General features: G+C 69.8%; 24 protein-coding genes and 1 riboswitch. Of the genes, 10 read left to right on the forward strand and 14 right to left on the reverse strand.

Features of this window, described 5'->3' with window-relative positions; genetic code table 11:
* Positions 1 to 120: 120 nt before the first annotated feature.
* From TFC3_RS17315 to TFC3_RS17340, 7 genes are read right to left on the reverse strand one after another with little or no spacing between them, the layout of a single operon-like run.
* Positions 121 to 861 (reverse strand): hypothetical protein, encoded by a 741-nt coding sequence (locus TFC3_RS17315; RefSeq protein ID WP_067500898.1) that lies wholly within the window; start codon positions 859 to 861, stop codon positions 121 to 123.
* Positions 854 to 3,757 carry a DEAD/DEAH box helicase gene (locus TFC3_RS17320; protein ID WP_067500900.1) on the reverse strand — a complete coding sequence of 968 codons (2,904 nt, stop codon included), beginning with the start codon at positions 3,755 to 3,757 and terminating at the stop codon, positions 854 to 856. Before TFC3_RS17320 ends, TFC3_RS17315 begins: the two co-directional genes overlap by 8 nt.
* Positions 3,754 to 4,200, reverse strand: a complete 447-nt coding sequence (locus TFC3_RS17325; protein ID WP_067500902.1) for a DUF5990 family protein — start codon at positions 4,198 to 4,200, stop codon at positions 3,754 to 3,756. The genes TFC3_RS17320 and TFC3_RS17325 overlap by 4 nt, the downstream gene beginning before the upstream one ends.
* A 38-nt stretch (positions 4,201 to 4,238) precedes the next feature.
* Positions 4,239 to 4,412 carry a hypothetical protein gene (locus TFC3_RS38045; RefSeq protein WP_161952612.1) on the reverse strand — a complete coding sequence of 58 codons (174 nt, stop codon included), beginning with the start codon at positions 4,410 to 4,412 and terminating at the stop codon, positions 4,239 to 4,241.
* A 9-nt stretch (positions 4,413 to 4,421) separates the two neighbouring features.
* Positions 4,422 to 5,657 carry a RimK family alpha-L-glutamate ligase gene (locus TFC3_RS17330; protein ID WP_067500904.1) on the reverse strand — a complete coding sequence of 412 codons (1,236 nt, stop codon included), beginning with the start codon at positions 5,655 to 5,657 and terminating at the stop codon, positions 4,422 to 4,424.
* Between the two features lie 22 nt (positions 5,658 to 5,679).
* Entirely contained in the window at positions 5,680 to 6,336 is a 657-nt protein-coding gene (locus tag TFC3_RS17335; RefSeq protein ID WP_067500906.1) for an esterase family protein, read from the reverse strand.
* A 4-nt stretch (positions 6,337 to 6,340) separates the two neighbouring features.
* Complete coding sequence (locus TFC3_RS17340; RefSeq protein WP_082772120.1) at positions 6,341 to 6,691, reverse strand: STAS domain-containing protein; 351 nt, start codon at positions 6,689 to 6,691, stop codon at positions 6,341 to 6,343.
* Between the two features lie 262 nt (positions 6,692 to 6,953).
* Here TFC3_RS17340 and TFC3_RS17345 point away from each other — a divergent pair, with 262 nt between their 5' ends.
* Together TFC3_RS17345 and TFC3_RS17350 are read left to right on the forward strand one after the other, a co-directional pair.
* Positions 6,954 to 8,417: an amino acid permease gene (locus TFC3_RS17345; RefSeq protein ID WP_067500908.1), complete on the forward strand. Its 1,464-nt coding sequence runs from the start codon at positions 6,954 to 6,956 to the stop codon at positions 8,415 to 8,417.
* Positions 8,414 to 9,283, forward strand: a complete 870-nt coding sequence (locus TFC3_RS17350; protein ID WP_067500910.1) for a universal stress protein — start codon at positions 8,414 to 8,416, stop codon at positions 9,281 to 9,283. The genes TFC3_RS17345 and TFC3_RS17350 overlap by 4 nt, the downstream gene beginning before the upstream one ends.
* An 8-nt stretch (positions 9,284 to 9,291) precedes the next feature.
* On the opposite strand, the gene TFC3_RS17355 is transcribed toward TFC3_RS17350, so the two are convergent.
* The 5 genes from TFC3_RS17355 to TFC3_RS17375 form a co-directional block, all read right to left on the reverse strand.
* A complete protein-coding gene (locus tag TFC3_RS17355) occupies positions 9,292 to 10,275 on the reverse strand; it encodes a serine/threonine-protein kinase (protein WP_067500912.1) in 984 nt (327 codons plus the stop codon).
* An 89-nt stretch (positions 10,276 to 10,364) separates the two neighbouring features.
* Positions 10,365 to 11,117 carry a hypothetical protein gene (locus tag TFC3_RS17360; RefSeq protein ID WP_067500914.1) on the reverse strand — a complete coding sequence of 251 codons (753 nt, stop codon included), beginning with the start codon at positions 11,115 to 11,117 and terminating at the stop codon, positions 10,365 to 10,367.
* 2 nt (positions 11,118 to 11,119) lie between these two features.
* The gene (locus TFC3_RS17365; RefSeq protein ID WP_236718174.1) at positions 11,120 to 11,491 is read right to left on the reverse strand and encodes an S-adenosylmethionine decarboxylase; all 372 of its coding nucleotides are present in this window, start codon (positions 11,489 to 11,491) and stop codon (positions 11,120 to 11,122) included.
* A gap of 287 nt (positions 11,492 to 11,778) precedes the next feature.
* Complete coding sequence (locus tag TFC3_RS17370) at positions 11,779 to 12,693, reverse strand: hypothetical protein (protein WP_201787177.1); 915 nt, start codon at positions 12,691 to 12,693, stop codon at positions 11,779 to 11,781.
* A gap of 79 nt (positions 12,694 to 12,772) precedes the next feature.
* The gene (locus tag TFC3_RS17375) at positions 12,773 to 13,708 is read right to left on the reverse strand and encodes a sulfotransferase (RefSeq protein WP_067500918.1); all 936 of its coding nucleotides are present in this window, start codon (positions 13,706 to 13,708) and stop codon (positions 12,773 to 12,775) included.
* Between the two features lie 816 nt (positions 13,709 to 14,524).
* On the opposite strand from TFC3_RS17375, the gene TFC3_RS17380 reads away from it, so the two are divergent.
* From TFC3_RS17380 to TFC3_RS17405, 6 genes are all read left to right on the forward strand, one after another.
* Positions 14,525 to 15,499: a glycosyltransferase family 2 protein gene (locus tag TFC3_RS17380; protein WP_067500920.1), complete on the forward strand. Its 975-nt coding sequence runs from the start codon at positions 14,525 to 14,527 to the stop codon at positions 15,497 to 15,499.
* 28 nt (positions 15,500 to 15,527) lie between these two features.
* Positions 15,528 to 16,490 (forward strand): glycosyltransferase family 2 protein, encoded by a 963-nt coding sequence (locus TFC3_RS17385; protein WP_067500921.1) that lies wholly within the window; start codon positions 15,528 to 15,530, stop codon positions 16,488 to 16,490.
* Positions 16,487 to 17,788: a glycosyltransferase family 2 protein gene (locus tag TFC3_RS17390; RefSeq protein WP_067500923.1), complete on the forward strand. Its 1,302-nt coding sequence runs from the start codon at positions 16,487 to 16,489 to the stop codon at positions 17,786 to 17,788. Before TFC3_RS17385 ends, TFC3_RS17390 begins: the two co-directional genes overlap by 4 nt.
* Before the next feature lie 170 nt (positions 17,789 to 17,958).
* A complete protein-coding gene (locus TFC3_RS17395) occupies positions 17,959 to 20,703 on the forward strand; it encodes a hypothetical protein (RefSeq protein WP_161952613.1) in 2,745 nt (914 codons plus the stop codon).
* The gene (locus TFC3_RS17400) at positions 20,700 to 21,566 is read left to right on the forward strand and encodes a hypothetical protein (RefSeq protein WP_067500926.1); all 867 of its coding nucleotides are present in this window, start codon (positions 20,700 to 20,702) and stop codon (positions 21,564 to 21,566) included. Before TFC3_RS17395 ends, TFC3_RS17400 begins: the two co-directional genes overlap by 4 nt.
* Before the next feature lie 38 nt (positions 21,567 to 21,604).
* A riboswitch (ZMP/ZTP riboswitch) is annotated at positions 21,605 to 21,687 on the forward strand.
* Between the two features lie 17 nt (positions 21,688 to 21,704).
* The gene (locus TFC3_RS17405) at positions 21,705 to 22,574 is read left to right on the forward strand and encodes a bifunctional 5,10-methylenetetrahydrofolate dehydrogenase/5,10-methenyltetrahydrofolate cyclohydrolase (protein ID WP_067500928.1); all 870 of its coding nucleotides are present in this window, start codon (positions 21,705 to 21,707) and stop codon (positions 22,572 to 22,574) included.
* 108 nt (positions 22,575 to 22,682) lie between these two features.
* Here TFC3_RS17405 and TFC3_RS17410 read toward each other — a convergent pair whose 3' ends face one another.
* Together TFC3_RS17410 and TFC3_RS17415 are read right to left on the reverse strand one after the other, a co-directional pair.
* Positions 22,683 to 23,747 (reverse strand): glycoside hydrolase family 26 protein, encoded by a 1,065-nt coding sequence (locus TFC3_RS17410; RefSeq protein WP_153040269.1) that lies wholly within the window; start codon positions 23,745 to 23,747, stop codon positions 22,683 to 22,685.
* A 45-nt stretch (positions 23,748 to 23,792) separates the two neighbouring features.
* A complete protein-coding gene (locus tag TFC3_RS17415) occupies positions 23,793 to 24,605 on the reverse strand; it encodes a polysaccharide deacetylase family protein (protein WP_082772121.1) in 813 nt (270 codons plus the stop codon).
* Positions 24,606 to 24,890: 285 nt separating this feature from the next.
* Between TFC3_RS17415 and TFC3_RS17420 the strand changes: the two genes are divergently transcribed.
* The gene (locus TFC3_RS17420) at positions 24,891 to 25,133 is read left to right on the forward strand and encodes a hypothetical protein (protein ID WP_067500932.1); all 243 of its coding nucleotides are present in this window, start codon (positions 24,891 to 24,893) and stop codon (positions 25,131 to 25,133) included.
* A 67-nt stretch (positions 25,134 to 25,200) separates the two neighbouring features.
* Complete coding sequence (locus TFC3_RS17425) at positions 25,201 to 25,842, forward strand: hypothetical protein (protein WP_067500934.1); 642 nt, start codon at positions 25,201 to 25,203, stop codon at positions 25,840 to 25,842.
* Positions 25,843 to 25,938: the final 96 nt, after the last annotated feature.

A 25,938-nucleotide genomic window follows, 5' to 3' on the forward strand; every position in this document is an offset into this window, starting at 1 on the left:
GGAAAGGCGGCGGGAAAGCGCCAAGGGGCAGCCGGCGGGAAAGCGCCAAGGGGCAGCCGGCGGGAAAGCGCCAAGGGGCAGCCGGCGGGAAAGCGCTAAGGGGCAGCCGGCGGGAAAGCGCTAAGGGGCGGCCGGCGGCAACGCCAAGTACGCGGGCCTGAGCAACTCCGCCAGCGGCGTGCCGTCGTAGCGCAGAGGCGGCGCGTCCAACTGGTCCAGCAGCAGGTCCGGGCGGGATGTCGCGGGGTGCGGGGCGGGTGCTGTGGTCGTACCGGATGACCAGAAGTTTGCCGGGTCTCCCAGGGTTTGGGTTGCGGCCTTCGGTGCTGGGGGTGCTTCGGCGGTGCCGCTTAGCTGGGTGAGGTGACCCAGCAGTTCGTCGCGGGTGCGGCCACGCCAGGTGAAGGCGCCGAAGGGGTCGGTTTCGAACGAGTCGGCCAGCGCGTAGCAGGTGGCAGCGAGGTGCACGCACGGCATGGGCCAGCGTTCGCAGCTGCAGTCCATGGCCACCTCGTTCAGCGACAACGGCAGCAGGGTCAGCCCGGCGCGGTGGAAAACCTCCTCGACGTTGCCGGGCATGCGACCGGCCAGCAGGTCCGCCACGTAGCGCGCCTGGCTGGCCAGCGTGTCCTGCAGGCCGGCCCATTCCGCGGCGCCGAACGCCCGAACGGCGATGCGGGACCGGAAGGCGCGAGGGTCATCGGGGCCGCGGACCTGGGCGATGACCAGGCTGCTGGAGATGCTCAGGCTGCGAACGTGCCCGGCTCGGGCGTCGCGGCGGCCGCGGGCGAAGGTCGGGGCCATGCGCAGCGCCTCGAACATGGCGACGAACGGGCCTGAGAAGCGGGTGGGGTCAGTCACCGACGGCCTCCGGGTCCAGGCGCGTCAGGTCGCGCAGCTCGTCGGTGGACAGGGTGGTCAGCCAGCCCTCGCCGGTGCCGACCACCCGCTCGGCCAGCACACCTTTCTCCGCGATGAGCCGGTCGATGCGTTCCTCCAGGGTGCCCAGGCAGACCAAGGTGTGCACCCGCACGTCGCGGTGCTGGCCGATGCGGTACGCCCGGTCGGTGGCCTGCGCCTCGGTGGCGGGGTTCCACCAGCGGTCCACGTGCACCACATGGTTGGCCGCGGTCAGGTTGAGCCCGGTGCCGCCGGCCTTGAGCGACAGCACGAAGATGCCGGGGCGGCGGTCGGCTTGGAACTCGGCGACCATGGCGTCGCGGGCCCCGCGCGGCGTCCCACCGTGCAGATAACGCACCGGTACGCCGAAGCGGGCGCTCAGATGCGGCACCAGCAGGGATCCGAAGCGGGTGAACTGGGTGAAGCAGAGCACGCTTTCGTTCTCGGCCAGCGCGGCGTCGAGGATCTCCTCCAGCCGTTCGAGTTTGCCCGAGCGCCCGGCCAGCGCCGAGCCGTCGCCGAGGAAGTGGGCGGGATGGTTGCACACCTGTTTGAGCTTGGTCATCGCGGCCAGCACGACACCCTTGCGCCGGGTTTCGTTCGCCTTTTTCAACTGCTGGGTCATGTCGTCGAGCACCGCGCGGTACAGGGTGGCCTGCTCGGTGGTCAGGCCGCACAGATGCCGTACCTGGCGTTTGCCGGGCAGGTCGTCGATGACGGCCGGGTCCGACTTGACGCGGCGCAGCAGGAACGGGCGGGTGGCTTGGCGCAGACGGGCCGCCGCGTCCTCGTCGCCGTAGCGTTCGATGGGCACCGCGTACCTGTTGCGAAAGGTGTGGGCGCTGCCGAGCAACCCGGGGTTCAGGAAGTCCAGAATGGACCACAGTTCGGCGAGGCGGTTCTCCACCGGCGTACCGGTCAGGGCAATCCTGGATCGGGCCGGGAAGCGACGGACGGCCTTGGCGGCGCCGCTGGAACTGTTCTTGATGTGCTGCGCCTCGTCCAGCACCACGCGATCCCAGGCGACAGCGGTCAGCGCCTCAGCGTCCAGCGTCGCGGTCGCGTAGGTGGTCAGCACCACATCCGCCCCCTCGGCCAGCGTCGCCGGGTCGGGCCGATCGGCTCCGTGCAACACCCGCACCCGCAACGACGGGGCAAACCGCGCCGCTTCCCGCTGCCAGTTGCCGAGCACCGACAGCGGGCACAGCAGCAGCGTCGGCCCCGGACCCTTGGCCAGCAGCAACGCCAGCACCTGCACGGTCTTGCCCAGCCCCATGTCATCCGCGAGCAGCGCCCCCAGCCCCAGACCGTCCAGGAACGACAACCAGGAAAAACCCCTCATCTGGTACGTCCGCAGCACCCCGGCCAGTTCCGTTGGAGGAGCCAGGAGTTCGAGGCTCTCCCCCAGCCGCCCGGACAGCAGATCAGCCACCCAGCCCCGGCCCCGCACCTCGGTCACCGGCACCGGCAGCTCTTCCGGCGGCATCAGCCGGATCAGCCGCACCGCATCCCCGGCGGTCATCGAGCCGCCGCCGCGCTTGAGGAACTCCAACCCGGCCCGCAGCCGGTCGGCGTCGAGATAGACCCAGCGGCCCCGCAGCCGGACCAGGGGAACCTTGACCCGGGCCAGCTCGGCCAGCTCGTCGTCGGTGAGTGTCCTGCCGCCCAGGGCCAGCCCCCAGTCGTACGAGACCATGCCCTTGAGGTTGACGGCCTCGTCACGCAGCACCGGCGCGGCGGCCTCCCGGCTGCGCACCTCGATCGTAAGTCCCAGCCGCAGCGGCTCGCGCCACCAGGCCGGCAGCAGCACCCCGTAGCCGGCCTGTTCCAGCAGCCCGGCATGCCCGAGGAACCGGTATGCCCCCTCGGTGTCGAGCACCAGCTCAGCCGGGCAAGCCTCCCGCAGCGCCGCGTCCAGGCCGGGGAACAACTTCGCCGCCCGCCCGAGCCCGGCGATCAGCCGCTCCCCCGGCCGCTGGGTCCAGCGCCGCAGCGGCGCGATCGCATCCCGCCACACCTCGGCAGCCGGTACGAGCAGACTGGGCTCGTCAATCGGCTGCACCAAGAACTCCAGCAGCCACGATTCCTCGCTGTCCTCCTCCTCCGGCAGGTGACTCAGCCGGAACACCACCCGCACGGCGGTGCCCCTGCTGGCCTCGGCGTGCCACTCATCCAGCACGTCGGCCAGGGTGCCGAGTTCTCCCCCACCGTTGAAGGTGCCGTCGTCGCTGCTCAACGCGGTGAGCCAGGGCGCACCGGCCAGCGTCACACCGGCCTCGGCCAGCCGGGTACGAACCAGCCCGTCGACCAGCCGGTGCAACGCGACGTGCAGCGCGTCGGCAGCGGGCAGGGCGTCGACCTCACCGGGTCGTACGCGCTCAGCCCGGCAGGCGGGCGGCATCTGCATGACCAGGTCGTCGTACCGGGCGGCGTCGGGCCCGGTCAGCACCGGGCGCCACGATGCGCTCGGAGCGTCGGGGCGGACGGTGGGCAGCACCCGGCCCCGGGCCACCAGGTCGGCGGCGAACGCGCAGACCTCGGCCAGGTAGGTGAGCGAGGGAGCGGGCCGGGCTTCGTACTCGTCGGCGAGGTCCGCGGTGATGAAGGGGTGCACGACGGCCGGGAGCGTCCAGGGCTTGAGCTGGGGTGTCCCGCGGCGCGGCGCAAGCCCGAGAGCCGGGGACGGCAGCGGGCCGGCCGTGGTCGAGGGCAGCAGCAGGATGGCCGGGCGGACCGGGCCGGCACCGGGGGCGACGGCCGAGGGATGATGCCCGCGCCCGGCCGCGGTGCCGTGTTCACTTTCCAGCCAGAGGGCCAGCTCGCCGTCGCGCGCGATGAACCCGTGCAGAACCGTCATGGCTCCAGGCCCCACGCGATGTCCGGCGGCCGCACCCGGGCACAGCGCGGCCCCCCGTCCGGGTCCGTCAGCCCGAGCTCGGCGGTCAGGCTCCCGGAGCCCTCGTGGGCCGCCCGCAGCATGGCCGTCGGGATGTCGCCGAACAACAGCTTCGCCCGCCGGAACATGGTGAACGTGTCCGCGTCGAGGGTGCCCCAGCTCAGGTACAGGAAGCGAGCCCCGGGCCGCCCATGCACGAACGGCCCGCCCACGTCGAGCAGCTCATCGACCTCCCGGCTGGTGACGTCGAACTCCCAGAGGGCGCGGTCACCGGAGGCGGGGAAGCGTTCGATGACCTCGGCCTTGCGCTGCACGCCGACATGCACGTTGCCGCGGCGCAGGGCATCAGCCTCCACGCCACCCCGCCGCCCTGGCAGGTCATTGCCCACGATCCGGATCCGCACGCAGTGAACTGTAGGCCGTGGGTCTGACAAGATCGCAGCTACGGGCCCTCGGCCTTCCCGGCGTGGCGGGGGCAGTCCTTCCACCATTCCTCGTCGCTGGCCAGGATGACCCTGCCGAGCGCCTTGTCCAGCACGCTCAGCCAGCGTTGCTCCGGTCCGGCACCGAGGATCTTGAGGGCACCCTCCAGCGAGAGGGCCGGTTCACGTCGCACGCGTCATATCTAACCCCGTTCGGCCAGCCAGGCGTCGATCAGCCCGCCGAAGTGGCCGAGGAACTTTTCGTGCTCGTGGGGCGGGTACATGGTTCGCACGGTTTCGGTGAGCAGGCTGCGGAACTCCGGGGAGCTGACCCAGTCGTGGACCATCTCGTCGACGTGAGCCAGGTGCTTCTCGCAGAACTCCTGGTAGCGCTCGGTTTCGAAGTAGCCGTCGGCGAGCTTGCGGTAGGCGGCGAGCTTCTCCTCGTACGACAGCTCGGGGTTGTCCGCGACCTTGAAGTAGGCCGAGGTGTCCATGTCGAGGCGGGGGCGGCGGTTGGTCACCACGCAGAACACCGTCCAGCGCAGCAGCGCCGTCATCGCCCACGGGAAGTAGTAGTGCAGCGAGGTCACGGCCACGTCGGGGCAGGCGTTGGCGTAGTCGATGGGGTGGACCTCGGTGCCCTTGATCAGCGACTCGCAGGAGTTGAACTCCCAGCGGAAGAACGCGTTGACCAGCCGGGAGATCGTCACCACCTCGTCGCCGACGGCCGGGGCGAGGAAGTCGTGGCTGACCGCGTACCGCTCGTGCATGGGCAGCTCGGGGCGGAACTTCATCACCATGGTCTCGGGCCCGATGGTCAGCGAGCGGGCGAACACGTCGTAGTCCTCGACCGCGGCCTGCAGGTGCATCAGCCGCTCACCCGAGGCGTCGTAGGCGGCGTGCAGCTCATCGCTGTTGCGGATCTTGGACACGCCGACCCAGGCGCCGCCGTCGTAGGGCTTCATGTACATCGGATAACCCACCGACTCGGCGAGCGCATCGAGGTCGAACGGCTGGTTGTAGCGGGCCGAGGTGTAGGCCCAGCGCGAGTTGTCCAGCGGGTTCTTGAACGGCACCAGCACCGTCTCGGGCACCTTGAGACCCAGGCGCAGCATGGCGCAGTAGGCCGCGTGTTTCTCCATCGACTGGAACGTGAACGGGCTGTTGAGCAGGTACACGTCGTCCATCAGCGCGGCCTTCTTCAGCCATTCCCGCGGGTGGTAGTACCAGTACGCCAGCCGGTCGATGACCAGGTCGTGCTGCGGCTTGTCGCGGAGGTTGAACGGCTCGATGCTCACCCGCACGGAGCGGATCCGATGGGTACGACCGGACGGCTCGGTGATCGCCCCCACCCGCCGCAGCAACGCCTCGTAGGCCCGTGGCCAGTCCTCTTCGGTCCCCAGCAGCAGTCCGATGGTGTGCTCGACGTCAGCCATCGCGCGCCCTCTTTCCCAGGAACTAGCGGAACACCTTCTTCAGCAGGTCAGTGAAGTGCGGGTCGAACGCAGCCCGCCAGGATTCCCAGTCGTGGCCGCCCCGAACTTCGGCGAACTCCACCGCGTAACCCTGACCGGCCAGCACGGCGGCCATGTCCCGGTTGTTGGCGAGGTTCTCCTCCACCGTGCCGCATGTGAGCGCGATTGGCACGCCGGGGCCACCGGTTGACCTGATCACGCGGCCGGTGAAGCGCACAATGCGCAGCCAGCGGGCGAACCCGGACTCCTGACGGTCGAAGCGGGGCTGGAAGAAGCTGCCGGACTGCAGCAGCAGACCGGCGAAGCGGGCGGGATGGCGGCGCTGAGCGTGCAGCATGGCCAGCGCGCCGAGGCTGGCCCCCACCCCGAGCACCGGCTTGTCGGTGCCGAGCCGCTCGAACAGCTCGGGCAGGAACTTCTCGGCCAGGGCGCGGGCGTAGACCGGATTGGCCGAGTAGTCCTCGAGGCGATCGTCGCTGGAGATCAGGGCCAGATGGTACGGCCGCACGTGCCCGGCCTTGATGACCTGCTCGGAGAACGCGACGATCGCGCCGTACCGCTGATAGTCGGGCCCGTCATGGACCACGACGATGCGGTCCGCGGGCACCGGGGGTGACCAGAGCGTGGCCGTGATCTCCAAGGTCTTACGGGGTGTAGCTCTGCGGCCCGGTGGGATGCGCGGGCAGGCCGAACATCTCGGTCAGACCGGTGACGCGCAACTGGTGGTGCACGAACTCGCTGGGGTTGCGCAGCACGAAGCGGGTGCCGGTCTCGCGGGCGGCGTTGTAGCCGGCCACCAGCGCACCCACCCCCATCGAATCCATGAACGTCACGAACGTGAGGTCGACGATCATCGTCATCGGTCGTTGCGCGTGCAGCGTGGTGAGCAGCGCGGTGCGCAAGGCATCCACCGTTGCCGCGTCGAGCATGCCGCGCACGTCGACCACGATGGTCCCGTCGGCCTGACGCCGGGTGGTCATCACGGCCTCGCCCATGAACTCTCTCGCCCCACTTCCCGCCTGCGTAGAAGCTCACCGTACAACGGGCCTCTGCTTCATCGCAGGCTGCCGCACCATTGCGTGGTCACGGCGGACCGGGAGTCCGGCGCAGCGTCACGTGAGCGTGACCCACCGCAGGCGCGAGAGGGCAAGCCATCGGGGCAAGTTTCTCGTATCTTGCAGATCATCTTGCGGGCGGCGCAGGTGAACGACATGTTGACACCGGAGGTCATCGATACCTCCGGGGAGAGGGTGGGTCATGACAACCAGCTCCGGTCAACGGCCGGGAATTTTCGCCATTCGCGACGTCCGTTCCTTGCTCACCGAGACGGCCGAGGAGGGACACGGGCTCAAGAAGGCCGTCGGCGCGACACAACTGACCGCCATGGGCGTCGGCGCGATCATCGGCACCGGCATCTTCGTGGTCATCGGCGAGGGCGCCGGGGTGGCCGGTCCCGCGGTGATCCTGTCGTTCGTGCTTGCCGCGGTGGCCTGTGCGTTCTCCGCGCTGTCCTACGCCGAGCTGGCCTCCTCCATCCCGGTGTCCGGCAGCGCCTACACCTACACCTACGCCACGCTGGGCGAGATCGTGGCGTGGATCATCGGGTGGGACCTGATCCTGGAGTACGGGGTGAGCGTGGCCGCCATCGCGGTCGGCTGGGGTGGCAACCTCAACGCCTTCCTCGACGCCGCGTTCGGCTGGACCCTGCCCGACGCGATAGCCAAGTCGCCCGAGGACGGCGGCATCTTCAACCTGCCGGCCGTGTTCATCGTCCTGGCGATCACGCTGCTGCTGGTGCGCGGCGTCACCGAGAGCGCCCGGGTGAACCTGGTGATGGTGGCGATCAAGCTGGTCGTGCTGACCTTCTTCATCGTGGTGGCGCTGTTCAACTTCGGCACCGGCAACTTCCACAACTTCGCCCCCTCCGGCGTCGACGGGGTGACCTCGGCCGCGGCGATCATCTTCTTCGCCTACATCGGCTTCGACGCGGTGTCCACCGGCAGCGAGGAGGCCAAGAACCCGGCGCGTGACCTGCCGCTGGCCATCATCGGCTCGCTGATCATCTGCACGATCTTCTACGTGCTCACCGCGGTCGGCGCGATCGGCATCGCCACCCCGGCCGAGCTGGAATCGAGCGACGCACCGCTGGCGGCAGCCCTGGACAAGGGCGCGGGCATCAGCTGGGCGGCGGGACTGCTCGCACTGGGTGCGGTGGTCGCGATCACCAGCGTCGTGCTGGTCATCATGTACGGCCAGACCCGCATCTTCTTCGCCATGTGCCGCGACGGCCTGCTCCCCCAGCGGCTGGCCACCGTCAACCAGCGCTACGGCACCCCGGCCCGGCTGACCATCGGCCTCGGTGTGCTGATCGCGATCCTCGCCGCGCTCGTGCCGCTTTCCGAGATCGTCAAGCTGGTCAACATCGGCACTCTGTTCGCGTTCGTGCTGGTCAACATCGGTGTGATCATCCTGCGCCGGACCCGCCCGGACATGCCCCGGCCGTACCGGGTGCCATGGTCGCCGGTGCTGCCGGTCATCGGCGTGGCCTTCGCCATCTACCTGATGAGCGACCTGCCGCTGTCCACCTGGATCCGGTTCGTGGTGTGGCTGGTCATCGGGCTGGCGATCTACTTCCTGTACGGCTACCGCAACTCCCGGCTGCGCCGCGAGCACGCCTCGGGCACCCCGGGCTGGGCCCAGAAGGACGGTGAGCAGCCGTGACCGCCCCCGTGGTGGTCGGCGTGGACGGCGGGGAATCCGGGCGCGACGCCGTCGTGCTGGGAGCCTGGGCGGCCTCCGCGCTGGAGGCCCCCCTGGTGGTGGCCGTCGTGCACCCGGCCCCGGCCGCGCTGGGCTCGGGCCGGGTCGACGCCGAGTGGGTCGCCGAGCGGCACCGCGCCGCGCAGTCCGTGCTCGACGGGGCCCGGGCGGTGGCCGCCGAACTCGACGCTGCGGCCGAGTACCGGATGGTCGCTTCGACCTCGGCCGCGCACGGGCTCAACGACCTGGCCGAGGAACTCGGGGCCGAGACGATCGTGGTGGGCTCGGGCCGCGCCGGCCCCCGGCACCGGCTGTTCGCCGGCAGCACCGCCGACCGGCTGCTGGCCGGCAGCGTCTGCCCGGTGGCGGTGGCCCCGTCCGGCCTGGAACGGGCGCCCGGCTCGGTGGGGCGCATCGGGGTGGCCTACGTGGACACGATGGACGGGCGCGCGGCACTTGAGCGGGCCGCCCGGCTGGCGGCGCTCACCAAGACCCCGATCCGGCTGTACACGGTGGTGGCAGATGCTGACGCGACGCTGCCGTGGCTGGTCGGGCAGGACGCCGAGCACGCTTTTCTGGACACCGCGCGCGAAACCTACGAGCTGGCGTTGAGCCGGGCCGCCGAGTCGGTCAGCGGAACCCCTGTGGACTGGGAGATCCGCACCGGCGACGTGGTCGACCAGCTCGCCGAGCTGGACGAGGTGGACGTGCTGATCACCGGCTCACGCGGGTACGGACCCGCCCGGCGGGTGCTGCTCGGCGGGGTGTCGACCCGGCTGGTGCGCCGCGCCCGGCGCCCGGTCGTCGTGGTGCCGCGCAGCGGCTGAGCGGGTGCTCAGGCCCGGTGGCGGCCGGGCCTTTCATCCTCGGTGTCGATGTCGTCCTCGAAGGGCGGCATCGCCACGTCGGTCGGGGCCTCGGCCGCCCGCTCGTCCCACGGTGACACGGCCGAGGGGCGCGGCGTGCGCTCACCGAAATCGACAAGTGGCACGTACACGCGGGCGTCCACGGCCTCGGCCAGCAGCAGCGCGGCGACCAGCGCGGTAGGGCGTTCCGCGGGGTCCTTGTCGAGGCAGCGCGAGCACAGGTCGAGCACCTCGGTGGCCAGGCCCTCGATCGGCGGCAGCGGGTCGGGGTGGCGATAGCGCTGGGCGTACACCAGCGCGGTGCCGGATTCGACCTGCCACGGCAGGCGCCCGGACAGGCAGTGGTAGAGCAGCACGCCGAGGGCGTACATGTCCGACGCCGGGCTGGCGGGCAGGCCCTGGAAGCGCTCGGGGGCCACATACGCCGGGGTGCCCATCACCGGCCCGTCGGGATCGGGGTCCTGGCTGCCCGCGGCGGCGGCGATGCCGAAGTCGAGCACCTTGGCGCCCGAGGGCGTGAGCATGATGTTCGACGGCTTGATGTCGCGGTGCACCACGTCCTGGGCGTGCGCGGCGGCCAGCGCGGCGGCCACCTCGGCGCAGATGCGCACGGCGATGCGCCAGTCCAGCCCGCCCGCGGCGAGGTGCTCGCTGAGCGTCTGGCCGTCGATGAGTTCCATCACGATGTAGGGCACGTCGCGGTCGTGCGCCGGTGAGGTGCCGAAATCGTGCACGCCGGCCACGTTGGGATGGGCCAGCCGGGCTGCCGAGCGGGCCTCGGTGCGGACCAGGTCGACGCTGTCCACATCGCCCAGCGTGCCCTCCACCGCCGGGGCCATGATCTTGACGGCCACCGGGCGGTCGAGGACCTGGTCGTGGCCGCGCCACACCTCGGCCATGCCGCCGATGCCGATCCGCTGCTCGAGCTGATACCTCCCGCCCAGCGTGCGCATCCTCGGAACCCCCTGTCGCGGCTGACCCGGGCCTTGCCGCCCCCCGGCCCGGTTCGAGATCGGTACCCGCGGCCCAGCGGGCACAAACGTCACGCCCGGGTGGTGTCCACGATGAGGTGGTCCAGGTCGCGCCCGGTGCCCACGCGCAGCGACGCGGTGGCGGCCAGCCGGGCGCTCACCCATCGGCGCCAGCCGCCGGGGCGCAGCAGCGCCAGCGAGGGGCGCGCGGCGGCGCGCAGCTCACGGGCGTGCGCCGTGACCGCGGGGGCGATCGCCGGGAAGTCCATGTAGACCGCCCGGTTCTCGGCCGAGCCGAGATATTCGAACGGCCCGGACCCGGCCAGCGGCTGCAGGGGCGTGCCGAGCAGGGCGATGCCCCGGTACGCCCGGCGGTCGAGCATCGAGACGGCGTGGCGTACGCCGCGGCGCGCCCCCATCACCAGGAACGTGCGGTACAGCAGCGAGCTGACCAGCAGCCCGGTGCGCCGCCCGCGATACTCCGGCTGCACCGCGAGGGTGGCGCAGTCCCAGATCAGGCCGCCATCCATGCCGTGGCGGGCCAGGATCTCCTGCAGCGGCACGCCGATGTGCGCGGGGGCGTCGTCGATGGTCTTGTTGCCCGCGCCGGTGCTCTCGATCATCCGGGCCACCCCGGCCGGTACGCCGCGGCGGCGGTCCAGCACCACGAAGAAAAGGCTGTTCAGCTCGTACGGGCTGTACTCGGCCTGCATGACCTGCTCGTCGTTGCCGAACGTGCTGTCGAAGATGCGCCGTTCCAGCTCACGCCCGGCGTCAGCCAGCTCGGAAGCGGGACCGGTGACCACGCAGACGAAGCGGGCCATGGTCAGAAGTCCTTGCCCACGATCTCGGTGGCCTGGAAATAGTCGCGGGTGAAATCGATGACCGCGCCCGGGTCGAACGCCTTGCACGTGTAGACGTCGACGCTGAAGAACGCGATCGGCCGTTCCCAGGAGTAGAAGTGCGCTCCCGAGGTCTCCCAGTGGATCCAGCCGGCCCAGCCGTAGCGGTCGCTGACGTGGGTGACCGGATCGATCAGCGTGACCATGCCGGTAACCTCGGACAGGCGGCTCAGATAGTCGCGGATGTGGGCGTCGGTGATCGGATAAGCCGGATATCCCTCGACGACCAGCCGCTGACGCGTGATGGCCGGGGCGAGATCCTTGAAGTCCAGCATCGGCTCAACCTTTTCCTGCACCTTGCACAGTGAACAATCGACGCCGGGCAGCTTGTCATCCCGCGGCGCCGGCTTCAAACAGGCTCCGGCGCGACCCAGTCACGCACGGTGAACCTGCACAAAGCAAACATGGCGAAGCTCGTCCTTGTGGAACGGGCTCCGCCATGGTGGCTGTACCGTCAAATCCGCCTTTTATGGTGGCGGGAGCCGGACAGCCGATTCACTTCTGACGATCAAGCTAGGCGTCAGCGGTCACGGACCGTCATCCGGGGGGCCCGCACGTGACCCGGCTAACATCGCCGGTCATCTCAGTAGGTGATCTCCGTGCGCAGGTCGTGGGCGCCGTCCTCGCGGGTCGCCTCGTAATAGATGCGGTTGCGACCGTCCGGCAACGCGACCACGCTGACGTAGCGCAGGCCGTTCGGGGCATGCGGGCTGCCCAGCGGTTCGCCGTCCTCGGCGGTCAGCGGGCCGAAGCTTCCGTCGCTGCGGCGCTCGCCGCGGGCCACACCGGTGCGCTCCTCCCAGTTCTCCCCCGCGGTGGCGCGCCCGTCGTAGGCGGCCAGCACGGTGCCGCCGTCGACAGTGACCGAGGAGACGCGCACGCCCCGGGCGTCCCACTGGCCGGGCCGGCCGGCGAGCGCGGTGCCACGCCAGGTCCAGCTGATCCCGTCCGGGCTGGTCGCATACTCGGTGGTCATGCGGTCGGCGTTGTCCCAGGACTCCAGCGGGTGCACCGAGGCCCAGAGGTGCCAGCCGTGCTCGTCGTGGTGCAGCACGGGGTCCTTCACGCCGATGGTCTCATCCCCGGCGAGCACCGTGCGCGCCGGCGCGGTGGCCAGGCCCTCGGGCGTCTCGGCCTCGATGAGGTCCACCCGCCAGTGCTTGGTGCCCGGGGTGGCGACGCTGACGTAGAGCCGCCAGCGGCCCTGCGGGGTGCGCACCAACGCCGGGCGCTCCAGCGACTCGGCCCCGAACTGGTCCTTGTCGACCTGGGCGACGATCTCGAAGGACTCCCCGTCGGTGGAGCGGGCCACCACGTTGGAGATGCCCCGGCCCTCGCCGATCGGCAGCCGGAGACGGTACGCAAGGTAGATGTAACCGTCAGCGACGATCGCCGAGGGAGCCCCGGCCCACGCACCCGGTTCATCACCCGGAGGCTCGACCACAACTACCGAGTCTTCCCAGGCAGGCAGCGACATTGTCGGGGTTCCGATGGACAAGGCGGCTCCGTTTCGTGGCAGCGGTGACACAGCGAGCAGTAGCGCCATCAGTGTGCAACATCTATCGGCCTGATAGGGATTAGGACGTCTTGGCGTGTCGATCCACCGACAGCCAGTCGTCGTAACGCTCCCCCGTCACGTCCTGCAGCAACGCGATGTCGTCCACGAACAGCGGGAGCAGCGCCTCCCGCTCGGCCGGCGTGGTCACCGGCCGGTTGCCCCGCTTGCGGTGCAGCAGGGTCAGCAGCGGCCCGCGGGCGGCCAGCCGCAGCGGCACCGGGAAGTGGTGACCGTAGGTCCCACCGGTGCGCAGCAGCGCGCGGAGCACCGTGTTGAGGTTGTTGTCCTCGACCAGGTGCCGGTTCACGTTCTCCCGGGGGATCTCGCGGACCAGGCCTGTCTCCACCCCGAGGAACGAGCAGACCCGGTCCAGGGTCGCGGCCGGGGCGTCCTTGAGTTCGCGGTAGCGCAGCAGCAGCACCTGCTCACGCGGGAACACCTTGAACAGGTGCTGCACCTGCCGGCCGTACAGCCCCAGGCTCACGTAGTGCCAGAAGTCGGCCCAGCCCGCGGCTTTGCGCCGATCCTCGGCGCGGCAGGCGGTCAGGAAGTCGGCCTCGGGTTCCAGGCCGGCGTTCCACAGGTGCGTCCAGTTGGAGTGGGCCCGGTCGACGGGGTCGCGCAGGAGCACCACCAGTTTGGCGCCGGGGATCAGCGCCCGGATGCGCTCGTGCGAGCCGTGGTCGTACAGGTAGAAGGGGGTTGCCTCGCCTTTGAGGGTGTGCGGCGGCGCGGGGGCGAACAGCGCCTCGTAGTCCGCGCGGCGCCAGACGTGCTCCTGGTAGGTCTGCACGTCGCCGGGGCCGCCGGTGGCCGGAGGCCTGCCGTCGGACAGGAAGAACTTGGGCTCCTTGACCGTCGGCAGGAACAGCCCGGGATGGCGGACCAGCGCGGCGTGCAACGCGGTGGTTCCGGCCTTCGGCACACCTGCGATCAGAAAATCAGGAAGCGGCATTGAGGTTCTCCCTCCAGGTGCGCAGCGCGGCGGTGCCCGAGGTCCGGCACCCCGCGCAAGGAAGCCATAGCCTACCCAACCAATAGGCGTGCTGCCCGGCGACGGCTGGGCCCCGCCCGCCCCTTGGTCATGCTGCCGGGCAGTTGCCGGGGCCCGCCCGCTCAGCGGCGACGCCACCAGGTGCGCCGGCGGTAGCGGGGGCAGCGCTCGGGGCCACAGCGGGCGCACTCGCTGCCGCGGCGGTAGTGGACATGGGCGCTGCGCTCGTGGCCGCAGACACAGAGCGCTTCTTCACCGGTCATCTCATCACCCACCGTGCCGACGACCTCGGGTGAGGGCGCGCCCGGCACCGCGCCGGCGACTCGTCTCGGCTGCCAAGAGTAGGCATCGATGCGCCGCCGTGGTGCTCCCACGCCGAAACAACCGTCCTGCAACCATTGCTTATACGCAGCGTCATATGACGGTCGGTGACCAAACTTTCGGCGACATGTCGGACAAAAATTTTTCCTGCCCGGGTGCGAACACCGAAGGTCGCTATCCGATTTGTCACGAGCCGCCATTCTGTGCCCTTCTCTCCCTCGCTGTCCATTACCGACTGTAACGGGTGGGTCGAACGGTGATCTTGTGACGTAAGAGTATTGCCGCAGGTCAACCGACTGGTTAGATCTCGCCGCACGGGTGTCGAGTCCATGGACTTTTGGTTATTTGACGCTACGTAGCGTGCAGCTACATTTGTCGACAGAAGCCGGCGACCCGGATTTCCGCTCCCGGAATTTGCCGATCCACCTCGCTTCTGCAGCCTGCGAAGGGAACGACATGCAGCTCCCACCGTCCTCCGACACCACGGCGGGTAACCGTTCACCGTCACCGACCGTAAGCGTCGTCATTCCGACCCTCAACGAGGAGCGGAACCTGCCGCACGTGTTCGCCGCGCTGCCCGAGGGCATCGACGAGGTGATCCTGGTGGACGGGGGCTCGATCGACCGCACCGTCGAGGTGGCCCGCGAGCTGCGCCCGGACGTCGTGGTGGTGCAGCAGTCGCGCACCGGCAAGGGCAACGCGCTGGCCTGCGGGTTCGCCGCCTGCACGAGCGACATCATCGTGATGATCGACGCCGACGGCTCAACCGACCCGGCGGAGATCCCGCTGTTCGTGGCCGAACTGGTCGACGGCGCCGACTTCGTCAAGGGCTCGCGGTTCGCCAAGGGCGGGCACAGCCACGACATCACCCGGCTGCGCAAGCTGGGCAACGACGGGCTCAACATCGTGGTGAACGTGCTGTTCGGCACCCGCTTCACCGACCTGTGCTACGGCTACAACGCCTTCTGGGCGCGCGTGGTGCCCACGCTCGACCTGCCCGACCCGGCCCTGCCGCGGCCCATCGACGGCGCCAAGCTGTGGGGCGACGGCTTCGAGATCGAGACAATGATCAACATTCGGGCGGCCGCCGACGGCATGCGGGTCGGCGAGGTGGGCAGCATCGAGCATGCCCGCATCCACGGCCAGAGCAACCTGAACACCTTCCGCGACGGCTTCCGGGTGCTGCGGACCATCTTCAGCGAGTACGGCCGGATGCGCCGAACCCGCCGCACCGGCGCGAACACCGGCGGCGTGATCGTGCACCAGCACCCGTCGGCGGCCCGCAACACCCCGCCGGCCCACACCCTCAGCAAGGTCGTCAACCGCCCACCGGCCGCCGCCTCGGAGCCGCGCCAGCACGTGGCCAGCCTCAACCGGGCCACGCGTCCCGAGTCGTCGCTGCGCCGCGACGAGAACCGGCCCGCTCGCTGAACCCCCTGCCGTCCTAGGAGCTCCTGCCGTGGATTCCACGACCCCCCGTCCCGCCGTCAGCATCGTCATCCCGACCCACACCGAGAAGCGCTGGTCGTCGATCGTCCGCACGGTCGCGGCGGCGAAGTCACAGACCTGCACCCCGGCCGAAATCGTGCTGGTGGTCGATCACAACCCGGCCCTGTACCTGCGGGCCCGGCGTGACCTCAGCGGCGTGACGGTGCTGGAGAACCTGTACGCCCAGGGCGTCTCCGGCAACCGCAACACCGGGGCGTTCCACACCTCCACGTCGCTGATCGCCTTCGTCGACGACGACGTCACCATGGGCCCGGACTGGCTGGCCAGCCTGGTCACGCCGTTCACCGACCCGCGGGTGGTGGGCGCGGGCGGCGGCATCAGCCCGGCCTGGGCCAAGCGGGCGCCGCGCTGGATGCCCGAGGAGTTCCTGTGGGCGGTCGGCGGCTCGTACGCGGGGATGCCCACCACGGTGTCGCGCATCCGCAACGTGTGGTCGGCCGGCATGGTCGTGCGCCGCGACGCGTTCCTGGCTGTCGGCGGCTTCCGGGTCGGCTTCGGCAAACTCGGCAGCATGAACCGCCCCGAGGACACCGAGCTGTGCCTGCGGATGAGCGCCGTCGAAGGCGGGCACTGGATGTACGTTCCCGACGCGGTGATCCGCCATGACGTACCCGCCACCCACTCGACGTTCGGCTTCTTCCTGCGCCGCTGCTACGCCGAGGGCCGGGGCAAGGTGGCGATGGCCGGGCTGCTCGACGGCTCGCAAAGCCTGGGCTCGGAACGCAGCTACCTCAAGTCGCTGCCGCTCGCGGTGGTGCGCAACCTTGGTGCGGCGGCCCGGGGACGCGGTGTCGATCACGTCCTCAAGGCCGGTGGCGTGCTCGCCGGGGTGGCCGCCGCCGGCTGGGGCGGGGTGGTGGAGACGGTCGCCGCACGGCGCACGGCTCAGCCGGCGCTGGAGGTGGCCCGATGAGCGCCCCGACGATCGGTTCGGGGGTGCAGGACCTGCCTGCCGTGGTGCTCGACGTCGACCTGGCCCGGCCGCTGCCCGCGGTGCCGGCCACCGGTCCGGGTGGGCGCCGGGTGCGCAATGCCTGGGTATTGGTGCGGTTGTTCGATGAGGCGCTGGGAACGGTGCTTGTGGCCGTACCCGATGATGGTTTGAGCCCTGCTGATCTGGCTGCCGCCGTTGACGCCGAGCTGGCTTCGCAGCTACAGGTTCGTGGTTTGGCGGCGGCGCCGGTGGACGGCTTTGAGCCCGCGCACGAACCGGCGTTCCTGGCTCGCCGTCGTGAGGTGCTGGCCGATGCGCCAGCGATCACTGTGGTCGTCTGCACGCGGGAGCGGCCCGGAGCGCTCGCCCGCTGCCTCGACAGCTTGATCGCGCAGAACTACCCCGACTTCAAGATCCTCGTCGTCGACAACGCCCCGACGACCCAGGCCACCTTCGAGGTGGTCAACTCGGCCGCCCGCCGCGGCCCGGTCAGCTACCTGCGCGAGGACAAGGCGGGCCTGTCGTTCGCCCGCAACGCCGCCCAGCGGGCCGCCGCCGGCGAGATCATCGCCTGGATGGACGACGACGAGTACGCCGACCCGCACTGGCTCGCCGAGATCGCCCGCGCCCTGGCCGACCACCCGGAAGCCGACGTGGTGTCCGGCGTGATCGTCCCCGCCGAAATCGACACCCAGGCCCAGCTCTGGTTCGAGCAGTTCGGCGGCCACAGCAAGGGCCGCGGCTTCAAGCCGGACAAGTTCAACGCCGCGCACCCGCAGAGCCCGTTGTACCCGCTGCCCCCGTTCGGCACGGGCGCCAACATGACCTTCCGCCCCGGCGTGATGGAAGAAGTCGGAGGGTGGGACACCGCGCTGGGCGCCGGCACCCCCGCCATGGGCTCGGAGGACACCCTCGCGTTCACCCAGGTCCTGCTGTCCGGCGGCACCATCGTCTACCAGCCGACCGCGATCACCCACCACTACCACCGGCCGGACTTCGAGGGCCTGCAGAAGCAGATGATCGGGTACGGAACCGGCTTGACGGCCGCGTACACGAGCCTGCTCCTGCGCCGCCCCGGCCTGCTCTGGTCCCTGCTCAAGCTGGCTCCGACGGCATTGCGCGACCTGACCAGCAAGGACAGCCTGCGCGTCTCCACCCTGCAAGACGACTTCCCCCGCGAACTGCTCGGAGCCAACCGCCGCGGCATGCTCGCCGGTCCCCGCGCCTACCTCAAGGGCCGCCGCGCCGCCCGCGCCGTGGCCCGGGGCAGCCGCTGATCGTGCGGTTCACCGGACAACCACCCGAGAAAGACGGCATTCTCGGTGCAGATGACGCAAACAACCGGCCCAGGAGTGGCCGCTCCAAGGATGTGGGGAGCGGGCGGCGGATGCTGAGCACTTCTGGGCCGGGGGATTCGTCCTCTCCCTCTCCGGACGGCGGACGCGAGGTGCAGGAGCCAGCGCGTAATGGTGGGCCGCTCGTTCGGCGGGCCACCCCCATGACTTCCATCCAGCAGGCCGAGGCGCCTGTTGATGTCGTGATCTGCGAGGTACACCCGAGTCCGTCCGGCGTGCCGGCAAACGGTGCCAAACCCGGGGCGGACGAGGGCGGCAAGACCATGGTCCTGCCGTCACCGGCCGACGCGGACGCCACGCAGGTCATCCGGACACCGGCACCGGGCGTTTCCGGCTCGGGGCCATCCAGTTCCGGCGCCGGACAGGAAGGCGGCGCTACCACCGGCAGCGCCGCGAGCGCGGAGGCATCGGAGGCGGACCGTCAGGCTGAGGCGGCTGACAGCGAAGGATCCGATCAGACGCCGGACGCCGCCGAGCATGCAGACGCCGGCGCAGGCTCAAGCCATGCGGACACGCAAAGCGACGCCGCCGGCCCCGTAAACGCTGAACCCGATCAAGCCGACGCCGAGGACCCTGACCCGCAAGGCGCCCCCGCTCAGAGCGCCGGCCCGGCCCCCGGCACGGCAAAAGCAAACGCAGACACGGACGCCACCCAGGTGATCCGCCTGCGACCAGACAGCGACGCCACCCAGATCATCACCGTCAACGCCCCGCACGCGAAGGATCCCGGCGAGACGCAGATCATCAAGGACGCGGACGCCACCCAGGTCATCAGCACCGCCGAACCGGACGCCACGCAAGTCATCAAGTTCGACGCCGACGCGACCACCGTCCTTGCGCAGCTGAATCCCGGCGATGCCACCACGGTCATTCCGAAAACAGGCAAGGGCACAGACGGCTCAGCCACGACGCTGATTCCCGTCGTTGCGGGGCGCAAGGATGGGCTTCGCACGCGTATCGCCCCGCCCCGGGATCCTGGTCGTGCGCCGCGCCCCGCCCGGCCCCGGCGGGAGCCCATGGATCTCGGGCATGCGCCTGCGGTGCTGACCATCTCTGCGCTTGGCGTGCTGATGGTGGCCCTCGGTTATGCCGGGGGGCGGATCGGCACGGGCAATGCCCAGTTCGCGTACTGGGTGGGTCAGGTCGTGGTTTTCACGCCGGTGGTTGTCCGGCTGCTGAGCCGGCGGATGGCCGGGGTTGCCGAGTCTTTTGTGCTTGTCATGGGGCTGGCGCTCCATCAGTATCTGCTGAAATGGATGTACAGCCCGGATCAGTTCCGCTTTCCCGACGAATTGCAGCACTGGCTCGGCACCACGATCATTGTGCAATCCGGGGAGCTTTTCCAACCGAATCCGGCGCTGCCGCCGGCCGTGCATTTTCCGGGGCTGGCCGAGATGGGCGCCGCGCTGACGTCCATGACGGGGTTGCCGGTCACCGCTTCGGGTGTCATCGTTGCCGGGATCGCGCACCTCATCTTCGTAGCGATGATTTTCGCGGCCGTGCTGCGGGCCAGCAATTCACCGGCCGTGGCGGGTGTGGCCTGCGCGACCTATGCCACCGCACTGCACTATCTCTTCTTCAATTCCATGTTCCTTTATCAGACCGCGGCCCTGCCCTTCTTCATGCTCACGGTCTGGGCGGTACGACGGTGGCGCGCCGAGGGCAACTGGCGCTTCGTTGCGCTGGCCGTCGCCGGGATGGGCGTCACCACGGTCAGTCACCACGTCACGGCGTTTGCCATGGTGCTCACCCTGACCCTGCTCGCCGTGGTCGAGCTTGTGGTGCAGAAACCGCGCCGCTGGAGCGCCCTGATCATGCCGGGTGCGGCGCTGCTGATGGTGGCGTCGTGGGTGGCGACTGTGGCGCGCGACGTCGTCAACTACCTCGAGGCGCCTGCCGACCAGGTCGTTCACACCATTGAGAACCTGATCAGCGGTACGTCCGAAGCATCCTCGACCACGGCAGCAGTCAGCATCGGGCAGCTCATCGTCCAGGGCGCCGGCCTGCTCGCCCTGTTCGTCCTCTATCTCGCGTTGCTGCGCGACATGGTGCAGCGCCGGGATCGCGATGCCTGGCGCTGGGCCGCTGTCGCCGGGGGCACCATTTTTTTCGCCGGTAACGCGGTGCGATTCCTCGGGCAGAACGGGCCGGAAATCGCCGCCCGGTTGTCCACGTTCACCTACGTTCCCATTTCTATTCTCGCGGCCATCGCGCTGGTCCGGGGCGTGCAGATCATCCCGGCCAAGGATGGCGAGGGGCACCGCTGGCGGGCGTCTCCCCCGGCCATCGACGTCATCGCGCCGGGCGGCTGGAACCTGTACAGCCGGACCGCGGCGGGTTCGTTGATGATCACGGTGCTGATGATCGGGGCGCGAGCCGGTGGCTGGCCGCCGATCGGGTCGATTCTTCCCGGGCCGTATCTGGCCGGTGGCTTCGAGCGCTCGGTCGATGCGTCCGGCATTGCCGCGGCCGATTGGCAACGGGACACGCTCGGGCACGACAACCGGGTGGGTGGCGATGTGACGTCGGTGTCGCTCGCTTCGACGTACGGCCGGCAGGATCCTGTCCGTGAAGTCGGTTCCCTTTACTACGCAGACGAATGGGGATTGGAGCAGCAGCAGCTCGTCGACGGGCTGGCCATTCAGTATCTCGTCGTGGACAAGCGGCTCAGCGAGCAACTCCCCGAGGGCGAGGCGTATTTCGAGAATGACCCGCACGCGGGTTCGATCACGTCGCCGTTGACCTCCACCCAGATCGGCAAGTTTGATGCGCTGACCGGTGTCGACCGGCTGTACGACAACGGCACGGTTCGCGTCTACCGGATGGGGAATCTGTGAACGCGCTGCTTTCCCGTCTGGTGTGGGCGGGCACGACATTGTCGGCGCTGGCCGTCGCGCTGGGCCCCTTGCCGTTGACCGTTGCGGGTGGGCTGCTGCTCGGATTGGTTCTCCCGGGAATTGCGCTGACCGGGGCTTTGCTGCGCGGTCGTGACCTGGCGGTGGTCGAGCGGATCACGTTGGCGCCGGCGTTGAGTTTGGCCACGCTGGTGATCTCGGGGCTGGTTCTGTACGTGTGCGGCGCGCCCTTGAACCGGGTTTCGTGGACGGCTGCGACGGCGGGGGTGACGATTCTGGCGTTGATTGCCGCACTTTTCCCCGTACCCCGAAGCATTACTGTTGCCGAACCTGCCGAGGTAACCGAACCCGTTGCTGTTGCCGCTGCTCCGGCGATGACCGAGGCGCACACCATTGTGATGTCGGTGGTGCCGCCAACTCCGGAGGAACAGCTGGCCGCGGAGTACCGCACGAAACGCAACCGGCTGATCAGACAGTCATTGCCGTTGCTGCTGGTCATTGCGGTTCTGGGCGGTGCGAGCTGGATTTCCTACCACACGTCGCGGGAAACGTTCCAGACGACGGTTACTGCCTTGTCAGCCGCTCCCGCCGGGCCGGTGGGAAACGACGGGAACCGCACGGTTGTCGTTTCGGCGTCCGGCTTACTGCCCGAGGACGGCCCTTATACGGTACGCGTGAGCGCGGTTGCCGGTAAAACGCCCGCCAGCCGCAGCGTCGCCGTTTCCGATAGCGGCGCCTGGTCGGAGACTCTTACCGTTCCGGGGGATGAGCGCGTCACCATTGCGCTGTATCGCAGCGGCGACACCTCGGCTTATCGCACAATCTCGGTCAGCGCTACCGAGTGACGCGATTCGCTGGCCCGGCCGGGCACACGGCATACTGGGCGGCGACACGCGACTGGCGGCATCGAGGATGGGATCACCATCGGGGAGCTCGTCGTGGGGGCCGTCCGCCTGGGTGCCCACGCTGGGAGGGACGCCCGCATGCCCGAATCCTCTGAGGCCCGCCTGCTGCCCGGCAAGCCGGTGGCCGACGCCGTCCTGGCCGATGTGGCGCAGCGCGTCGCCAAGCTCAAGGAGAGCGGTGTCCAGCCGTCACTTGCCACGATCCTGGTGGGCGACGACGACGCCAGCGCCGGCTACATCCGCATCAAGCAGCGCCAGGCGGCCGAGCTGGGCTTCGTCTCCCCGCACGAGCACCTCGGCGCCGACGCCACGCAGGACGACCTGCTGCGCGTGATCGACCGGTTGAACGCCGACAAGAACGTGCACGCGCTGCTCATCCAGTACCCACCGCCCGCGCACATCGACTATGACGCCGCGCTGATGACCGTCGACCCGGACAAGGACGTCGACGGCATGCACCCGCTCAACCTGGGCCGGCTGTCGGTGGGCCTGCCCGGTCCCCGCCCGTGCACCCCGGCCGGCATCGAAGCCCTGCTGGCGCACTACGAGGTCCCGGTGTCCGGCCACGAGGTGGTCATCCTCGGCCGCGGCGCCACCATCGGCCGCCCGCTGGCCATGATGCTGTCGCAGAAGCGCCCGACGGCCAACGCTGCGGTCACCGTCGTGCACACCGGGGTGCCGGACTGGCAGCGCTACACCCAGCGTGCCGATGTGCTCGTGGCAGCTGCGGGCGTACCCGGAATCATCCAGCCGGAGCACGTCAAGCCCGGAGCGACAGTCATCGGCGCGGGCGTGCGCTATGCGGGCCGGCGCCTGCTGCCGGACGTCGCGGAAGAGGTCGCCACGGTCGCCGGCGCGGTGACGCCGCGAGTGGGCGGCGTGGGACCGACGACGGTGGCCATGCTGTTCCGCAATGCCATCGAGGCGGCGGAGAAAGCCTCCCGCTGAGCTGTCCCATCGGGATCCTTCCTGCGGGCGGCATGCTGGCTGCAGGAAGGCCGCGCCATCCGCTGAAGCAGGGGCTGCGGGCGGCATGCCACCTGCAGGAAGGACGCGCTATCCGCTGAAGCGGGCGCTGCGGGCCATGGCTACGTAGGCGGCGAGGGACTGCTGGTTGGTGTCGATGCGCCAGCGCTCGTCGTAGCCGGGGTGGGTGTCGGTGTCGAACCAGACCACGCCGCCGATTGCAGGATGGGCCTCGACCCATTGTGCGAACAGGGAGATCCAGTCGGCCTTGGTGCGGCCGCCATAATCGACGGCTCCCACCTCGGTGATCATGATGGGCTTGCGGGTGCCATAAGCCTGATAGATGGGGCCGAACAGGGTGTCAGGGGTTTCGTGGTGCAGGTTGTAGCCCGAAACTCCCACCCAGTCGACGTAGCTGTCGCCCGGATACAAGGCGGCGTAGGTGTTCCAGTCCGCGACCGGGGAACTGTTCCAGTTCGGGCTCCACACCCAGGACACATTGTCGGCGCCCTCGGCGGCGAAAATGGCATGCAGGTGCTTCCAGGAGGTGATGTAGCCGGCCGGGTCGTTGCTGTTCTTGGCGGCGCCCCAGGCGTACCAGTCGCCGTTCATCTCCCAGCCCCAGCGCAGCAGCACCGGCCGCTTCATCGCTTTCAGGCGCCGGGCAGCCCGCGCAATGAGGTCATCATTGTCGCCCTTGATGATGCTGTCGTATGTCGCGCCACGCCACGAGACCATGGGAATGCCGTCATCGGGCAAGCCGGCAATTGTTGTGGGCAACGTGTCGCCCCAGCCGAAAAACACATGCACAATTCTTTCGGACCGGCCGAGCTGGGTGCGCCGCAAGGCCTGCGACTGGGTTGCGGTTTTCCCGGACAGATCCAGGTACGCCCCCAGCATCGCCTTTCCCCTGCTGAACCCCACAGTGCCGCCGCCCTTGGCCACCGCGGCCGGCAACGCGGCAGCCGACGCCGACGCCGAACTCGGTGCGGTGGCACCCCGACCGGGCGACGTGGTCGCCTCGGCAGCACCGTCGCGGCTGCGCACCTGCTGCACCCCGGCCACGGCCGCGGGTACAGCAGCGAGCGCGCCGAGCCCGAGCACCACTCGGCGGCTGAGCGCTTGTCCCGGCGCCCGGTGACTACCGCGGCTCACCGCACCCCACCTCGACCCCCGCGGACAGCGATGACCGTAGCCGCCTCATGTCAGGTTCCGGCCGGCGGCTCGGGCAGCGCGGCGGGCCAGGCGCCAGCCCGGCTGGGCCAGTTGCTTGAGTTTGGGGATCAGGGGCGAGCCGCCTCCGGCCACCAGCTCCACCAGCTCGGCGCCGGTCACATCAGGGGTCGGCTGCAGCCGGGGAATGGCGAAGCGCCGCTCGCCGGGGGTGTGCAGGCGGCGGCCCACCTCGGTGGCGTTGTCGTGACCCGCGGCCAGCACTGCGGCACGGACCTTGGCGCCGTTGTAGCCGTGAGGGTAGGCGAAGCCGCGCACCCGCCGGCTCAGGCGTTGCTCCAGTTCGTCCTTGCTCAGCACGGTTTCCGCACGTAGTTGCGCGGCCGGGATGACATCCAACGGGTGGTGGATCAGGCTGTGGTTGGCGATCTCGACGCCGGCGCCGGCCACCTCGGCGAGTTCGTCCCAGGTGAGCAGTTTGCCGAAGTCGGGGGCCCAGCGACCGAGCCAGTCCGCGTGTTCGCCCAGGTGGCCGACCGAGGCGTACAGGGTGGCGGTGGCACCGGCGTCGGCCAGCACGGGCACGCCCGCGGTCAGGAAGTTGCGGTAGCCGTCGTCGAACGTGACGGCCACCAGTTTGCCGGTGCAGCCCTCGTCGAGCAGGTCCAGGGCTTCGGTGAGCCCGACCAGGCGGTACCCGGCGGCCGTAAGGGCCGACAAGTGCTCCTTGAGGCGGGCCGGGGGGACCGCCAAGTCGCGCATCGGGCCGGCCACGGCAGACACGGAGTGATACATCAGGGCCGGCAGGGTTTCCCACGCCGACGGTCCCGCGACGGTCACCGCACTCCTCCCCCACTGCTCACGGACATGACCACTATCGGCCAGAATCCCGGTGAGCTTCGTGGTTCGGCGCACTGGTTACCGGGTTCGTCGCGCGGCACGTTTGCGCCGCTCAAAGCCACGGTACGACGCGGTTCGGGCAGCGTCCAGCGCCCATCAGGCCGGTATCGTTGGCGGTCAATGGCGAGTTGCCAGCGACAAACCGGACATCGGCCGAAAGTCATAGGGCGGCCTCCGGCCGGGGAGGGAAGCCAACCCACCCTGCGTGACGGCAGGGTGAGGACCATGACTGCAGACCGAGCGCGCCGGCTGGCCGAGGCCGGCGCTGAGGCCGGGACAGCGCTGGGCGCCGCGGCGTTCCCCGTCGCCTGGCGCGCCCTGGATGCCCACCTGGTGGTGGTGCTCGCCGTGATGTTCGCCGGGCTCACCGCCGCTACCTACGCGTTACACGCCGTCACCTTCGACTGCTTGCGGCTGACCGGTGACCGGGGGCGGGGCAAATTTTCGTTTACCCAGCGTAAGGAGTGAACCGAGCGGTTCTCCGGACCGTACCCCGGGATGCACCTGTTCTTCATCACCCCCGGGAGTGACCAGGATGTTCCGGCTCATCCAGCTCCACGCTCAGCACGGCGTCCCCCGCATCGGCGTCGATCCCGACGGCTACGGCAGCGAACACGCGGCCCTGGCCCGCTACCGCGAAACCCCCGCCACCTACTTCGGCATCGGCCGCTTCGACGAATCCGGGCGGCTGGCCGAGATCATCATGGACAGCGAGTGCGGCGACTGCGCCGGGCCGGCTGTGGTCGTACACGCGGAGACTTTTCAGCCGTTGTGTGACACCTGCTCGTTCGGCCTGGAGGTGCTGACCGTTCCTGATCTGTCGGTGCGGCTGGGCGTTGCGGTGCGGCTCGCACCGGTGCTGGCTCCTTCCGGGCGTCATGCGGCCCCCGACGAAAGTTGCGCGGTGACCAACCGGATCGCCCGGGAGCTGATGCAGCACATCGAGGACCCGGTGTGGCGCATGGAGTTGTGCAGCGAACTGGCCCGCACGCCGGGCGCGGTGAACGGGCTGCTGATCGGGGTCGGCGCGCTGAGCCACCGCGACGTGCTGGACCTGTACCCGGCGTTGTGCGCGCTCGGCACCCAACTGCCGGGGACCATCCACGCCGACCTGGTCCGGGCCACCGCGCGGCCGCTGTCCCCGGCGGGGGTCGCGGCGCTGCGGCTGGGTTTGTAGGCCCGAAGCGGCGGGGCCCGGAGACCGAGGCCCCGCCCGAGCAAAGCCAGAGGCGGATCCTGACCAGGTTCGGCTCGTTCTTCCACGCCCTGCCCG

Source organism: Actinoplanes sp. TFC3, assembly GCF_001553785.1.
Lineage (GTDB): Bacteria > Actinomycetota > Actinomycetes > Mycobacteriales > Micromonosporaceae > Actinoplanes.